Raw genomic sequence first — 15,736 nt, forward strand, 5'->3', positions numbered from 1 at the left:
AGTGAGGAGATGCTGAAATGCTAATCATTCCAGGTCAACCCGGCAAGGAAGTGTGTGAGTCTCGCAGTCAAATGTCTAGACGCGATCTATTGAGGGTCGGTGGTTCCAGCATGATGGGAATGGGGCTCGGCTCCATGCTGCAGCTTCAGGAAGCAGCCGCCAACAATAATGAGGGAGGCGGCCCCGGCTGGGCGAAAGCCAAGAGCGTGATCTTGATCTTTCTGCAAGGGGGGCCCAGTCATCTCGATTTATGGGATCCGAAGGAGAATGTTCCTGATAACGTGAAGAGTGTGTTCAAGCCGATCTCTACGAAAATACCGGGAGTGCAGTTCACGGAACTGCTGCCGAATCTCGCGCAGCACAACGACAAATATACGATGATTCGATCGATGAGCTACACCCCCAAAGGGCTCTTCAATCATACCGCTGCGATCTATCAGATGCTCACCGGATATACGACAGACAAAGTGAGTCCTTCTGGTCAGTTGGAACCACCCAGTCCAAAAGATTTTCCGAACTTTGGTTCGAATATTATTCGGCTGCAGCCTCCGAATGTTTCCATGCTGCCATTTGTGATGCTGCCCCGCCCGCTTCAGGAAAGTAATGTGGTCGGGAAAGCGGGAACAGCAGGATTCCTGGGACGTGCCTTCGATCCTTACTATCTGTATCCACCTGGAGATGATATGGATATGAATAAAATGGATCGGATCAGTGTGGACGATCTCAAGCTGCGTCCCGATGTTTATACATCGCGATTACAGCGCCGTGCCAGCCTGCGAGACACGATTAACAAAGGCATGCCTCAGCTGAATAAAGCCGTCGAGGATTACAAACTCGATAAATATTATTCTCGAGCACTCGATCTGGTGATTTCCGGGCGTGCCCGTGATGCGTTTTCCCTGGATCAGGAATCCGATGCGGTTCGAGACAAATATGGCCGTAATACGTTTGGGCAAAGTCTGTTGCTCGCGCGTCGTCTGGCAGAAGCGGGTACACGTGTTGTTGAAGTCGTTTGGCCTAAAGTCGCGAACTCAAACAATCATTCCTGGGATGTGCATTCAGGTCTCACCAAACGATTGAGGGATCAGTCTGCTCCCATGTTCGATCAGGGACTGGCCAGTCTGATTTCAGATCTGTATGACCGAGGCACGCTGGATGAGACGTTGGTTGTCGCCGTAGGTGAGTTTGGAAGAAGTCCCCAACGCGGTGTGAGTACCTCGGGGAACTCCAATAGTGATGACGGACGTGATCACTGGCCTTACTGCTACACTTCCCTGATGGCAGGTGCGGGTGTCAAACGGGGTTATGTACATGGGGAATCGGATAAAACCGGCTCCAGCCCGCGTAAAGATCCGGTTCATCCGCGTGAATTGCTGGCGACGATTTACCATTCGTTTGGCATTAACCCGGAAACAATTGTGTATAATCACCTGAATCAACCCCGAGAGCTGGTCAAAGCGCAAGCGGTAACCAAACTGATGGGTTAATCTGAGAGACGTGAATTGTTATGATCAGGCCCCCTTTCGTTGAGAGGGGGCCTGTTTTGTTTCCATTACAATTCAACAGATTAATACCAGACTGAAACAACGCGCGATTATGGCAAAGCTGCTAAAGGATCATTTTGATCGAGACTATCTTCGTCGACTCGCTGAAGAGATTCGAAAACACGAACCCGCGTTTCCCAAACAGAAAATGCTGTCATTTGTCTTTGATGCAGAATGGGAGCACAGGGAACTGAAGCAACGGATGCGGCATATTTCGAACGCCATGCATGAATATTTACCATCAGACTATGAAGCGGCACTCAACATCTTGAAGCAGGCGGCCCCTCAGTTTGGTGGTTTTGAAGCGATGTTCTTCCCAGACTTTGTCGAAGTCTATGGACTGGAAAAATGGGATCTGTCTTTGCCGGCGTTGGAACATTTTACAGAATTCTCCAGTAGCGAATTTGCCGTACGCCCTTTCATTCAGCAAGATCAGAAACGAATGATGCGGCAGATGAATCGCTGGGCGACTTCAAAGAATCATCATGTGCGTAGACTGGCTTCCGAGGGGAGTCGCCCCCGTTTACCCTGGGCGATGGCGCTGCCGGAATTCAAAAAAGATCCTGGTCCCACCCTGCCCATTCTTGAAAAGCTGAAAGCGGATCCAAGTGAGTATGTCCGGCGCAGCGTGGCGAACCATTTGAATGACATCTCCAAAGATCATCCAGATCTGGTACTTGACATTGCAAAACAATGGATCAAAGGAAAAGCCGAGACACAATGGATTGTCAAACATGCCTGTCGCACACTGTTGAAACAGGGGAGTCCTGAGGTGCTGGCATTGTTTGGCTATCAGGCACCGGAAGAGATTCGTCTGCAGGGATTTAAAATTTCACCAAAGCGTGTGGCGTGGGGTAGAGATGTCCAATTTCAATTTGAGCTGGTTTCCCAGGCTGGAGAGCTGGGCCCGCTGCGCGTGGAATATGCGATTGAGTTTGTCCGCCAGAACGGGGTTTCTTCTCGAAAAGTCTTCAAGATCTCAGAAGGTCAAGTTTCCCAGAGTTCCCGGTCCTATTCACGAAGCTATTCCTTTAAGCCGATTAGCACGCGCAAGTATTATCCTGGTTTGCACCGGATTGCGATCATTGTGAATGGTCAGGAGATGGTCGACGGTCAATTTGAGCTTCAGGCTTGATTTCAACTTCTTCCAGAGATGATAAACCCAGAGATGATAAACCCAGAGATGATAAACCAGGAAAAGAAGCGGGAATCGTTCGCCCTGGCTGCGAGGCGGTGGAACGATCCTTTGGCTACATTAGTGCATAATGATCGGCGTGATGGTAAAACCGATCACGAAAAATGCCAGCGTCAGGCTGCCGATCACAATTCGCATGGGGCCCAGTGGAACGGTATCGTCGGCGGTAGGCGGGTGTGTGATGCCGAAGAAGACGAGCAACAGAATGAGCAGCGAATACCCGTATTCATCGTTGTAGATCATATAGATCACTCCGGCTGTCAGGAACAGACGTGCGATGAGATTCGCTTTTTTGCCGATCATGGTGTAAAGAATATGGCCTCCGTCGAGCTGGCCAATCGGGAGCAGATTTAAAGCGGTGATGAAGATGCCGACCCAGCCGGCGAACAGCATGGGGTTCAGCAATATGTCCTGATTATCCGCCAGTGGACCGTGCACGAGTGAGACCATCCATTGCAGGATTAAAGGTTCTCCAAAGCTATATGTTCCTGCCCTGCTGGGGACCGTGATGACCTCGGAATTGAGAACGCCCCAATAGGCGAAAGGAATCGCGAAGACGAGCCCCGCGAGGGGGCCGGAGACGGCGATATCGAACATCTGTTTCCGGTTCGCGATGCCTCCCCGCTGCAGAATCACGGCGCCCATGGTGCCAAACGGACTGATGGGCATGGGGATAAACAGCGGACGCGTGGCGGGGATGCGATAACGCTTTGATTGTAAATAGTGTCCCATTTCATGCGAGAGCAGAATCAGCATCACAGGGCCGGCGTACGAAAATCCATTCGTGAGAAATGTGGACCAGCCAACGTGTTCAATGAACGCGTATAGTGCAAAAAATCCATCGGGAGTGGGAACGAATGGTTGATGATTATAGCCGCCAACGATCAATGTGCTCAAACAGGTCAGAATGAACAGAACCAGCGGAACTCGACTACGTGGGACGCGTACGGGAACGGGATGCGTGGACTTAGGATGATGATAATCGTTGACCTCAGACTGATAGTCGCTCGGTTGCACAACAATGATATTATCAGAGGGCGGTTGAGGTGCATGTTCGTCAGACATAAGTCCAGATCTAAAAAATGAAAGTCGAATGATCGGGTATTCGTATTTTATACAGCGATGTTGGGAAAGTGCGTGGAATATTTGTCGAATTTCCGGGATTATTCAATCCTGATGTGTCCTAAGAAACCAGAAATGTGATTCCGTGCATTCGCATATTTAACGGAGTGGTGCCTGTCGGAGCATTCGGGCCGCTCTGAATACGTAATCAATGCCGCTATATAATGTAATGAGGGCAGCGGACCAGATGGAGATATCTCGTAGCAACATAAAACCGGATGTATTAAACGGCGAATCGGGGCTTAACGAGAGCAGGCTCAAAACGACGGCAACGCATTGCACGCCCATTTTGATTTTTCCGCTCCAACTGGCGGAGAAATCACGGCCGTGCTGTTCCAGGAATCCACGCAGACTGGTGATAAACATTTCGCGTCCAATGATGATCAGCACAAACCAGGCATTGATGCCTGTCTCGGGGCCCCGTTCCAATAGAAAAATAAATGCACCACAGATGATGATTTTATCAACAAACGGGTCGAGAATTCGGCCCAGCGTCGTGACCTGATTGTATTTTCGTGCGAAATAGCCATCCAGAAAGTCTGTCGCGGCGGCGACGATAAACAGCGTGGCCGAGGTTTTCCACCAGCCTTCAAGATAGATCATCACAAACAGAATCAGCGCCAGCACCAAGCGGCTGAGGGTGATTAGATTGGGCAGATTCCAGATTTCTGGTCCTAATAACTCGGTCCCTGAACTGGGATTCTCGGATTGGTTTTCCGATGGTGAATTCATATTGTGTAAAACGTTTCAGGTGAAAATAAAGAAGATAAGATAATCGCAGTTAAGAATTTAAATGCAAGATACCCGTTGAGTTTGCGGGTAGCGCTAGAACGCATTTTATCGACTTTACAAAGAACTTTACAGGTCAGCCTGTTTGCTTTTATGGGGATTCGCCAATCACTTCGTCGACTGGCAGCTCATATGCGACTAATTTTGTATTGCTGCGTGCATAAATGCGGGTTTCCGCGTAAGCGGGATGGGCCCAGGTTTCCCCGATCAGATTGGTGCGAGTTAATTCTTTGTAGCCGTCAGGCGTTAATTCGGCCAGAATCAGATCTCCCTCCGAATTGAGGATCAAAGTTCGTGCGGATTGGTTAAGCCAGATGAGCGTTGCCTGCGGATTTCTGCTGTTTCCGGGCGTCATTTTGTTGTCGTCGTCCCAGATTTTCTTCCCGGTGGCGTATTCGAAGCAAGTCAGACCGAATTGTTTGTCCAGCAAGTAGGCGTATCCATCGCGGTAGAGTGGTTGTGACATCAGCCCGCGTAGCGTGCGGCGGTCTTCCCATTTGAGTTGGGCCTGTTCCGGTTTCGTGCCGAGCTGAATTGCTTTGGAGCCTTCCCAGTAGCCGGCGACTAAGATCAGCCCCTGTTTTTCAATCGGACTGGCAATCGCCACGCCATAGGTGACTTTATAAGGAATCGACCAGAGGTGTTTCCCTGTCTGGGGGATAACGCTGTGGATATGATGGGGCGACCAGACGATGAGTTGATCGTGGTCTTGATGGTGGATCAGGAGCGGTGTTGCATAACCGGCGGTATCCTTGATCGAACGCCAGCGTTCCTTTCCTGTTTTTCTGTCGAGGGCGACGATCGCCGTCCCCTGCTCTTCACCGCCGGGCATCAGAATGACGAGATCGCTTATCAGATAGGGCGCAGCCGCATAACCCCACTGGGGGACTTTGCCGCCGAACTCTTTGACAAGCTGCTTGTGCCAGATAACGTTGCCTGTTTTGGCTGACAGGCAGAATGCATCGCCCATCGTTCCCAGAGTGTAGACAAGATCATCCCGCACAGTCGGGGCGGCCCGCGGTCCATTGCCGTAATCGAGCTTGTTGTAATCGCAGGGATATTCATGCGACCAGATTTTTTTTCCAGTGCGGGCATCCAGGCAGAGAATGCGTTCGATGTTCTTACGTTTCACGCGATGGCTGTGAATTCCTGCGGCTTTTTTCTGTTCTTCTTTCGAGGCAGCCGGCCGATCCATCACGTAGAGTTTTCTTTGTGCAACGGTAATCCCGCCGTAACCGCCGCCAATTTCCTGTTCCCAGATTTTTTTCAAGCCCGTTTCAGGCCAGGTTGTTTTGATTGGGGGACCATTCCAGGTTCCATCGCCGCGCGGGCCGCGCCATTGAGGCCACTCTTCATATTTGATATTCAACTGCTTTGCATCCTGGCTCGGTTTCTCAGCTTGGATCACAGCAGGAACAATCAACAATATCAGAGTCAGCAAACTGAAAATGTAACGCATCATCAACTCGTATTGGCGGGATTATCAGGTGGGTTGTGATCCTGGCGGATCAACTAATCAACGTCAGTTGATATTTTCGCCGATTGAGGGGGAAAGCTCAAGCATCAGAAGCCGAGAATGGTCGTCGTCCGTTTATGTGAGCACGGTTTCGGGGAAATGATCGGGAATGGAAACCGGATCGAGGAAGGTCTGGAACCACATTTCCAGAACAAGCAGAGACCAGAGGCGGGCACTGTGATCCCATTGCAGATTCAGATGTTCGCTGATGAGTTGTTCGACGGCTGCAGGATCAAAAATCTGTCGATCTCGGGCGCGCTGGCTCATGAGTACGTCAAACAACAGCGGTTTGAGTTCATTGCGGAACCAGTGATTAAGGGGCACGCCGAAGCCCATTTTTTTGCGGGTCTGAATTGATTCGGGCAGCAGGTCGGAAAACGTCTTCGTCAGAATCTGCTTGCCTCTGCCTTTGTTCATTTTGAGATTCATCGGCATGGCCGCGGCGAGTTCTGCGACATGATGGTCGAGAAACGGGCTGCGGCATTCGAGACTGTGCGCCATGCTGGCGATATCGACTTTCGTCAGAATATCACAAGGGAGGTAGGTCAGGACATCCGTGGCTGTGGTGCGGGTGACAAAATCTCGATCGGGACAGAGCTGATAGGCGTCGAGCAGAAACTGATCCGAGTCGAACGCGTTTAACTGCTCCCGGAATTCGGGGGAATACATTTCGTGCCGACGTTCTGTATCAAAAATGCCGACCCATTTCAGATAGCGTCGTTCAGGGGGCACGGAGAGGCCGGCGAGAAAACGTTTCACGCGGCGGCGGAATGATTTTTGTTCGACCGACGCTGGCAGCTTTTGCCAAATGGATGCGGTCATCATTTTTCTTAATACAGCCGGCAGGCGATCAAACCATTGAGAAAGTGCCACCGCGCGATAGCGGTCATAACCGGCGAACAGTTCATCCCCGCCGTCGCCTGAGAGTGAGACGGTGACTTCCTGCCGCGTGACCTGGGAGAGGTACATCGTGGGAATGGCGCTGCTGTCGGCGAAGGGTTCGTCGTAATGCCAGGCGAGTCGCGGGAGCATTTCCAGTGCCTCTGGTTCCACGACATATTCGTGATGATCGGTTCCCAGCATTTTGGCTGCTTCCCGCGCATAGGTGCGTTCATCGAATTGTTTCACAGGGAAACCGATTGAAAAAGTATGCACGGGGCGATCGGACATACTCTGCATTAAGCCGGCGATGATGGTGGAATCGATGCCGCCGGAGAGAAAGGCGCCTAAGGGGACATCGCTGCGCATACGAATCTTAACAGATTCAGTGAGTGTCTCGCGGAGTGCGTCTGACCATTGCTGTGGTGTTTTGAACGGAAACTGCGGATTGGAAGTGGGATTTTGATACGGAGGCTTCCAGTAGCGTTCGACGGTGAGTTTGCTCTGTTCATAGATGGCGCGGTGTGCTGGCGGGAGTTTCTGATACCCTTTCAGAATGCACCAGGGATGCGGCACGTATTGATAAGCGAGGAACAGGTCGATTGCATGAGGATCGACGATTCTGCTGGCGTCTGGCAGTTGCAGTAATGATTTGAGTTCGCTGGCAAAGCTGAGCGAGTCGGTTGTTTCGCGGTAAAACAGGGGTTTCTGTCCGATGCGGTCGCGGGCCAGAAACAGACGCTGTCGGGGTTCATCCCAGATGGCAAAGGCGAACATGCCTCGCAGGCGTTCTACGCAAGCGGCCCCCTGCTCTTCATACAGATGCACGATGACTTCGGTATCGGACTCGGTTTTGAATTGATGTCCCTGTTGGATGAGCTCTTTCCGTAGTTCCTGGTAATTGTAAATTTCGCCGTTGAAGGCAATCCAGATCGAGCCGTCTTCATTGGATAATGGCTGGTGACCGGTCCCCAGGTCGATGATGGAGAGCCGGCGGTGTCCGAGCGCTGCGCCGCTGTCGGATGCAGGCTGAAAATCGGCAGTCGTGTTTTGGTCATTCAACTGAAAGGACTTGCCGGGAATGTCGGAATGGTAGCCGCCGGAATCATCGGGGCCTCGATGCGACAGCACATCGGTCATGCGTCGCAGTACAAGCGGCGATATATTTTTTTCTCGCGCGGTCCACGCGATTCCGGTAATTCCACACATAAAACAGGTTCAATTTCTGATTGAAGATTCTGGGCCGCAGAAAGCAGCTTTAAGTTATTTGAGCACTTCATGATAAAGGGCGGCGTACCCTTTTACCATTTTATCGACACTGAATTCTTCTTGCATTCGTTTTTGGGCCGTGGTTCCCAATTGTTTTGCCAGTTCCGGATCCGCGAGGATGCGTTCTGCATATTGTGCATAGCCAGTGCAATCGCTGACGGACGTTAAAAAACCGGTTTCACCATGGATCACCAGTTCACGGTTGGGTTGAATATCACTGGCGACGACCGGAATTCCGTATGACATCGCTTCCATGATACTATTCGACTGACCCTCAAAATCACTGGCGAGCAGGAACAGTTCGAACAGGGGGAAGAGTTTATTAACATCGGGACGATGACCAAGAAAGCGGACATTGGGTGTGATTGTATATTGGTGCGCCAACTGTTCGAGTTTTTCCCGCTCGGGGCCGTCGCCGACGAGGAGCAGAATGATATTTTCATCCATCTGTCGGACCAGCTGTATTGCCCAGAGCAGGTCTTCGATCCGTTTTTGTCTGGCGAGGCGACCTACAAACGCGATGAGCCGTGCATTTTCAGGAATATTTTGTTCCTGGAATAACTGATTACGCGTGGTTTCACAGACCGTGGTATCGGGAGTGGGAATGCCGTTACATACGACACGAAGAATCGAGTCGGGAACGCCTTTCTCGCGGTAAAAATCGACAACTCCCTGCGAATTGCCGACAAGTAATGATGTCTGAGGCAGTAAGCGGCGGTCGACATTGTGCTGCCATTTACTTTTCCAGGAATCAACACAGCGTTCCGATACAATGACTTTGGGGATTTTTTGTGAAGCAGCCAGTCGTTTGACGGCCATTCTGCCATAAGAATTAGCAGCGAACAGCCAGGTATGGAGAATATCGGGCTGTTGTTTCTGTAATGTTTTTTTCAGGGCACGGTACGCAAGTGGATCAAATTTGAACCGTTTATTGAGGATCGTGACCGGAATATCGTGTTCTTTAAGCAGTTTTTCGTAGGGGCCGCCACGTGTGAGAGCGATCACCTGCACTTCAAATTCATCGCGGGGTAAGGATGTAGCGAGTAATGCAAGTTGTTTTTCTGCGCCGGACTGGTCCAGTGTCGGAATGAGAAGGCTGACTTTTATCACGGTAGAATCATTCGCAATCGTTGCTGGGAAATGTTTTGAGTTCGCTCTTTGAACAAAGTCTATCGTATTTTATACTGAGTGAAATAGACCAATCTCTGGTCCTGAGCGGCTGCTTACTTTATATCATAGATCGAAAACCGATGATCGTACAGTTTGGATCCGGGCAGATTGAGCTGGTTCTGGGAGATATTACCAGTCAACAGGTGGATGCGATCGTCAATGCGGCCAATTCGATGCTGGCGGTCGGCGGTGGCGTGGATGGTGCGATTCATGATGCCGGCGGGCCTGCCATCCAGGAAGAACTGCAGCGGCGTTATCCGGATGGTTGTCCCACGGGGAGCGCCGTCGTGACCTCTGCCGGGAATCTGTCGGCCCAGTATCTCTTTCATGCAGTCGGGCCAATCTGGCACGGTGGCGGCAAAAAAGAACGGGAACAGTTACAGTCAGCTTATGAGACGTGTCTGGCATTGGCTGAAAAACATCAGTGTCGGAGCCTGGCCTTCCCTTCGATCAGCACAGGCGTTTATCGTTATCCGGTTGATCTGGCGGCGGAAGTGGCATTACGCACGGTTGCGGTCAAACTGGAGTCATTCGATCAATTATCTCTGGTCCGTTTTGTGCTGTTCGACCAGGGCACCTTCGGTTGTTATGCCCGTGTTTTAGAAACGATGCTGGTTTGAAACTATGGGTGATCCCGCGATTGAGGAATTTGTGGCTTCCGATAACTATCGTCTGCAGGGGCGTGTCTGGACGCCAGAAGAAACGCAGCCGCGGGGAACGCTGGTGGTGCTGCATGGGATTCAAAGCCATTCCGGCTGGTATGACTATTCCTGCAGTCAATTATGCGATGCGGGATTTCGCGTCTGCTTTTTTGATCGCCGCGGATCAGGCCTGAATCAGAATGAGCGGGGACATGTATCGCATTGGCAACGTCTGGTGCAGGATGTTGTGCAGCTGCTGACGCAAATACGTTATCAGCAGCAGTCAAAACAACAGCGGCCGATCATTTTGCAGGCCATGAGCTGGGGAGGGAAACTGGCCGTGGTTGTGGCGGCGCTGCGTCCTGATCTGATTGACGGGCTGGCATTGCTGTATCCGGGCATTAAAGCCGTGGTTAAGCCGACGGGATTACAGAAGTTTCAATTAAAACTGGCGAAGCAATTGGGGGTTGAACGAAAGCGGGTTGAGATTCCGTTGAATGATCCCGCGTTATTTACCGGTGAAGCCGCGTATCAGGACTTTATCAGAACAGACTCACTGGCGCTACGCGACGTAACCGTTTCGTTTCTGCAGGCCAACCGGGAACTGGATCGGCTGGCAGACAGTGCGGCGGGACAGATATCCTGTCCGACGTTGTGTCAACTGGCGGGGCGAGATCAGATTATTGATAATGCCGCGACCGAGGTTTATTTCCAACGCATTGCCGCGGATCAGAAACAGCTTGTTCAATATCCGGAGGCCCGTCATACGCTCGAATTTGAACCGAATCGAGATCAGATCGTTGCAGATTACGTTGACTGGTTGGCTGATTTGAATTCTTCCCACCCGATCTCGTAAATCTTGCTGGATCGGGGCAGACATTTATTTCGAAGTACCTAGAATAACAGTATGTAACAGATGGGCTTTCCAGACCCTTAATGATATGGGACGTATTCATGAAACGACAGACTTTCTCTCACTTGTCAATTTTTTCTTTGGCTGTTGTATTGCTGGCAGGGCAATTGCTTTCCGCTGCGGACCCGGCAAAACCGAAATCAGAAAAGGCGAACAAAACGAGTTCTGATTCCAAGCCGGAAACGAAAAAAGGCGACGACGGTCTGGTGGCTTTGAACAAACAGAAGACGGTGCTGCTGGATCTGGAAGGCAAGCGACTGTTGTTAAAAACAAAAGTCTGTCTGCAGGAAGGCGTGCTGGAAATGCTGTGCTGCAAAAAGCAGACGAAAGAGCACGAGTCGATTCTTTCGATTGATTCCTCGGCGAAAGCCATTCACGCCGGCCTCCTGGCGATTGGTGCAAAAGTCGGATCGCCTGTTCGGTTTTCACCAAAGTTTCAGCCACCCCAGGGGCAAAAACTGAATCTCTACCTGCAATGGAAAGACAAAGCCGGGAAGCTGCACCGTGAGCCAGCCCAGGGTTGGGTGCGAACAGCGACGAGCCGGTATTTCACCGCCAAGTTGGATCAGTTGCCTGGAGGAGTGGTGATCGATAAAAAGAGCGAATTGCGGTACGACGAGAAATACAAGGAATTGATCTGGTTCGGACAGATGTCGAAAAAAGAGCGAGATGATTTTCTGGCGAAATCGAAGGACAAACCATTCCAGGCCGCGATCAAGAAATTCTATGACGAAACCCAGCCCCGACTGATGAAAGCGGACTGGATCTTCGCTGGCAGTGGTTTTTCGATTGATGAAATGACGGGCGAGAAGTTTTACCATGCGGAAAGTGGCGACCTGATTTGTGTCGCCAACTTCCCGACGGCAATTATTGACGTTAGCATTGCCAGTTCGGCGTCAGGGGAAGGAAATCTGCTGTTTGAAGCCAATCAGGACAAGATTCCTCCCCGCGGAACGCCAGTGACGATTGAAATATCGCTCGCGAAAAAATAACCGCTTAGTTGATCAACGCGACGGCTTTTTTCATGGCGGTGGATGTCGCGGCAACGGCTTGATCTGCAGGCAGCTTTCTGAGTGCTGCGTTGAACGGTTCCGCACGCACGGGGCCATCGTAGCCGATGCTGTTGAGCGTGTTTAAAAATGTCGCGACGTCGATCACGCCTGTTGCCATAGGCAGCTCCCGTTTCTGATCGATCTGTTCGTCGATTGCCAGACCGGCGGGTGCGTCATTCAAATCGACGGCCACGATATCGGCGTTCGAGAGCGTAAGTAAATCGTCTTTTGTTTCATGGGCGGTATACCAGTGCCAGCTATCCAGAATCAGCCCAACGCCTTTAACATCGATTGCGGCGATCAGTTCTTTCGTTTCAGGCATGGAGTGAATGAAGGGATGTTTTTTGCTCGACCAGAGTGTTTTCGGGCCGACGTATTCCATTCCAAACCGTAAGTCGTGATCGGCCAGGATGCGTGTGACTTCTTTTAAGCGACGCGCGTGTCGTTTAAAGTTTGCGTTGTAGGTGAGTTCGGCATGGGTGGGCATCAACCAGGTTCCGGTGCGTGTGACTCCGGCACGTTGTAATGCTGCAGACGAAGCGGGAAGTGCTTTGAGCCCCTTTTGGAATTTCGATTCGTCGTTCCGGAAGTCAACGGGCATGCCGGCTGCACTGAACACGAGATTCTTCGATTTCATGTCGGCTTTGAGATCGGCCAACTGACTGTCTGAAAGTTTACCAAGATAACCGGCATCGGGAACCACCGCTTCGAAGCCATATTTGTGTGCGTAGTCAATCGCTTGCTTTTGATCGGCCCGGACGCCAATCCGTCCGCAAGAGAGATCAAGTTTCATTTTTCTCTGTGGGCGATTTCCTTTCTGTGGGTTAGTTCCCTCTGAAGAAGATGCAGCGGAGGCGAATTGAGTCAAAGTGCCGGTGAACAGGGCGGCACTAGAGTGTTTGAGGAATGAACGCCGATCGAAAGACATGTTGCTGCCCTTTTCTGTTGGAAGAGATAGTGAAATCACTCGTTTTGAAATCAACGATGACTGATGTTTTCACGCCCGTTTATGCAGGCGGTTACCTTAAGTGATTATAGAAAAATAGCTTAGAAAAAGAAAACCACACAATGAGATCGCTTAATTTCAAATGAATTCAGATCAGGCGTTAAGGTGAAGAATCGGAAAATCGCGATCTGGCAAAATAGGGTGAGAATGCGGGTTTAATCTAATCTGAACCCCGATCGAAGTGAGAAGTGATCTGATTAAAAGCTGGCACCAGTTTCTCTCATTTTGGCTTATGGAAATGACGAATTTTTAGTTATAGCGACCCTGGTTTTTTCACAATACCTATTCAACAGTGAGGTTGGATCAGAGAAACGTATTGGATTGATCAATAAAACTCAGTGAGCCAGTTGTTCTCCGTGTTTGAAAATAGCGGGAACGTGCGAAACTCGTTCGTTCCGTTTCAGATAGCAGTGAGCAAAAGAATTATATGGAAACAAACATCTGTCAGACGCACAAAAGGATTTTCGTGTGCTGGCCACATCATATCACTACTACGGGCAAGCCCGGTTTACGTCTTTTCACGGATGAATGGATCCCCTTATTTGGATTCACTTCAGACAAGACGGTGCCTTGCGTTTTCTTATCGAAAAGGAACGGTACCGCATGATGCGCATGCTAAAACTCAGGACAGAACACCATTTTTCGAATATGTTGGCATCGGCCATCTTTTCTGCAGCGATCGGAATCCTGTACTTTAGTTATGATCCCTCGCCTGCAGACGCGGATCCCAATGATATGGCTATTGTTGCGCCTAAGCCTGTCAGTATCCCGGTGATTGCTTACAAGCCCACTCAATTATCTGCTCCCCTATCGGGTGAAAAAGCAGATACAGCAAAGACACAGGCGCCACAACAAAACGGAACATTAACGGGGCGGATGGCATTGCTGATGAACATGCTGTTGCTGGAAAAAGGTTGCCGTTATCTGGAAACCGTTCCTGATTACACCACAACATTTTCGAAGCAGGAATTTGTGGGAGGCGCTTTGACAGAGAATCAGGTGATCAACCTGAAGTGCCGTCACAAACCATTCAGCGTTTATATGAAGTGGGTTGTGGGCGATAAAGGCCAGGAATTGTTGTATGTCGAAGGTCAAAATGAAGAAAAGATGCTGGTAAAAATGGGAGGTCTCAAAGGCCGCCTGATGCCAACACTGAAACTTGACCCACAAGGTTCACTGGCAATGCAGGAATGCCGTTATCCCATTACCAAAGCCGGTATTAAGGCTCTGGCCGAAACGATTATCGATTTTCGTAAAAAGGATCTCGATGAAAAGCTCAATACCGAATGTGTCATGCTGCCTAATCAGAAATTTGATGGTAAAGACTGCTACTGTTTCATTGCCCATTTTGCGAACGCCAAAGAGTCCCCCTCATATCGTAAGTCAGTGATTTACATCGATTATAAAACCTGTTTGCCGATTTTTGTTCGCGGATTCGGCTGGCCAGAAGATGGTCTGGCCAGCACCTCGGCTGAAGAACTGGACGAGAAAACGATGATTGAATCCTATTCATTCACAGATATCAATATGAAGTCCGAACTGGCAACGACAGAGTTCAGTGACAAGAACACCGATTACCGCTTTCGCCGCTAAGCGATCGCGGTTTACATATATTGCCTGAGTGATTATCGCCCATCTCGAACGATCAAAGTTTGAGGTGGGCGATTGCTTCTTGTGGGGACATGATATAGCTCAGATAAAACGGCCCGAATTCCGCATACTTGGCCGACGCTTTATCAAATCGCATGGTGTAAACGATTTCCTTGATCGGCTCTGGTGCCCTGCCCCATAAAGTGACACCCCATTCCCAGTCATCAAAGCCCGTTGACGCGGTGATGACCTGGACGACGCGACCGGCGAACTTCATGCCACTCATGCCATGCTCGGCCATCATGCTGTAGCGATTGCTGAACTGTTCCATGTACCAGTTGGCGCCGGGAACGCGTGATTTATTCATCGGGTAGAATGTACAGACGGGAAAGTCAGGGAATTCCGGGTAGACTCGCTGCTGGTTCATCGCTGGTAAGCGACTTTCATAGGCTTTGAGCTTTGCCTGAAACGCAGGGCTCTCCGGATCGGTGCCTTCCTGTTTCAGTTTGGCCGCATACCGTTCCAGAGTCGGAACATATTCGGAAATTTCCGTTATCGAAACAAACGAATAAGTGGGAATGAGCGCCGGGCCCAGGCCGGAAGTACGGATGGCCTGTTGGATGCTGTCAATTTTGATAGGGTCCGTGTCCATGACCAGCACCTGCAAATCGGCTTTATGACCGGAGACGATGGACGTCTGGATGCGAATTGGTGCGTTTTCATGATTGGGATCAAGGATTGCTGCCAGTTCTTCGCGGCCGGCGTCACGGGTGCTCTGGTCGATCTGATTCAGTATTCCCTGATCCACGCGGTAATACAGATGCAGGCAGTGCCAGCCTTCGGTCATATTCATTGTAGGATCAGGTTGTGGCGCAGCAGTATGTGGAGGACGGTTCACGTCGGGTCACCTTGTTCAATAATAAAGGAATATCGTTCATCGTGGACGACCCCCTGCACCAGATTGTACGAGGGCCGAATCTAATTATAGCTGAACCACGGGAATGAGCAAACGCTGGCGCGTGAGCGGATTCAGTCTGGTTCTCGAATTCT

The 15,736-nt window shown here is 50.5% G+C and carries 13 protein-coding genes; 6 read left to right on the forward strand and 7 right to left on the reverse strand.

The genetic code is table 11. The features are described 5' to 3' along the window. Window positions 1-17 precede the first annotated feature (17 nt). Together AAC022_RS03125 and AAC022_RS03130 are read left to right on the forward strand one after the other, a co-directional pair. On the forward strand, window positions 18-1,487 hold the full coding sequence (locus AAC022_RS03125; protein WP_339727876.1) for a DUF1501 domain-containing protein: 1,470 nt from the start codon (window positions 18-20) through the stop codon (window positions 1,485-1,487). Between the two features lie 109 nt (window positions 1,488-1,596). Continuing rightward, a complete protein-coding gene (locus AAC022_RS03130) occupies window positions 1,597-2,679 on the forward strand; it encodes a DNA alkylation repair protein (RefSeq protein WP_339727877.1) in 1,083 nt (360 codons plus the stop codon). Window positions 2,680-2,799: 120 nt separating this feature from the next. Here the strand turns inward: AAC022_RS03130 and AAC022_RS03135 are convergent, their stop codons facing one another. The 5 genes from AAC022_RS03135 to AAC022_RS03155 all read right to left on the reverse strand — a co-directional run bounded on the left by AAC022_RS03135 (window position 2,800) and on the right by AAC022_RS03155 (window position 9,424). Continuing rightward, window positions 2,800-3,804 carry a site-2 protease family protein gene (locus AAC022_RS03135; RefSeq protein ID WP_339727878.1) on the reverse strand — a complete coding sequence of 335 codons (1,005 nt, stop codon included), beginning with the start codon at window positions 3,802-3,804 and terminating at the stop codon, window positions 2,800-2,802. A 156-nt stretch (window positions 3,805-3,960) separates the two neighbouring features. Further along, the gene (gene pgsA / locus AAC022_RS03140; RefSeq protein WP_339727879.1) at window positions 3,961-4,593 is read right to left on the reverse strand and encodes a CDP-diacylglycerol--glycerol-3-phosphate 3-phosphatidyltransferase; all 633 of its coding nucleotides are present in this window, start codon (window positions 4,591-4,593) and stop codon (window positions 3,961-3,963) included. A 148-nt stretch (window positions 4,594-4,741) separates the two neighbouring features. Continuing rightward, window positions 4,742-6,112 carry a PQQ-binding-like beta-propeller repeat protein gene (locus tag AAC022_RS03145; protein WP_339727880.1) on the reverse strand — a complete coding sequence of 457 codons (1,371 nt, stop codon included), beginning with the start codon at window positions 6,110-6,112 and terminating at the stop codon, window positions 4,742-4,744. Window positions 6,113-6,241: 129 nt separating this feature from the next. After that, a complete protein-coding gene (gene asnB / locus AAC022_RS03150; protein WP_339727881.1) occupies window positions 6,242-8,254 on the reverse strand; it encodes an asparagine synthase (glutamine-hydrolyzing) in 2,013 nt (670 codons plus the stop codon). 54 nt (window positions 8,255-8,308) lie between these two features. Next, a complete protein-coding gene (locus AAC022_RS03155; RefSeq protein ID WP_339727882.1) occupies window positions 8,309-9,424 on the reverse strand; it encodes a glycosyltransferase in 1,116 nt (371 codons plus the stop codon). A 140-nt stretch (window positions 9,425-9,564) separates the two neighbouring features. Between AAC022_RS03155 and AAC022_RS03160 the strand changes: the two genes are divergently transcribed. From AAC022_RS03160 to AAC022_RS03170, 3 genes are all read left to right on the forward strand, one after another. Next, the gene (locus AAC022_RS03160) at window positions 9,565-10,104 is read left to right on the forward strand and encodes a macro domain-containing protein (RefSeq protein WP_339727883.1); all 540 of its coding nucleotides are present in this window, start codon (window positions 9,565-9,567) and stop codon (window positions 10,102-10,104) included. Between the two features lie 4 nt (window positions 10,105-10,108). Then, a complete protein-coding gene (locus AAC022_RS03165; RefSeq protein WP_339727885.1) occupies window positions 10,109-10,981 on the forward strand; it encodes an alpha/beta fold hydrolase in 873 nt (290 codons plus the stop codon). Window positions 10,982-11,079: 98 nt separating this feature from the next. After that, complete coding sequence (locus AAC022_RS03170) at window positions 11,080-12,030, forward strand: YdjY domain-containing protein (protein WP_339727887.1); 951 nt, start codon at window positions 11,080-11,082, stop codon at window positions 12,028-12,030. A 4-nt stretch (window positions 12,031-12,034) separates the two neighbouring features. Here the strand turns inward: AAC022_RS03170 and AAC022_RS03175 are convergent, their stop codons facing one another. Then, window positions 12,035-13,018 carry a sugar phosphate isomerase/epimerase family protein gene (locus AAC022_RS03175; protein WP_339727889.1) on the reverse strand — a complete coding sequence of 328 codons (984 nt, stop codon included), beginning with the start codon at window positions 13,016-13,018 and terminating at the stop codon, window positions 12,035-12,037. Between the two features lie 681 nt (window positions 13,019-13,699). On the opposite strand from AAC022_RS03175, the gene AAC022_RS03180 reads away from it, so the two are divergent. Further along, window positions 13,700-14,689, forward strand: a complete 990-nt coding sequence (locus AAC022_RS03180) for a DUF1571 domain-containing protein (protein ID WP_339727891.1) — start codon at window positions 13,700-13,702, stop codon at window positions 14,687-14,689. Between the two features lie 52 nt (window positions 14,690-14,741). On the opposite strand, the gene hemQ is transcribed toward AAC022_RS03180, so the two are convergent. Further along, window positions 14,742-15,584, reverse strand: a complete 843-nt coding sequence (hemQ, locus tag AAC022_RS03185; RefSeq protein WP_339727893.1) for a hydrogen peroxide-dependent heme synthase — start codon at window positions 15,582-15,584, stop codon at window positions 14,742-14,744. Window positions 15,585-15,736: the final 152 nt, after the last annotated feature.

It is taken from the genome of uncultured Gimesia sp. (assembly GCF_963976445.1).
In the GTDB taxonomy this organism is placed as follows: domain Bacteria; phylum Planctomycetota; class Planctomycetia; order Planctomycetales; family Planctomycetaceae; genus Gimesia.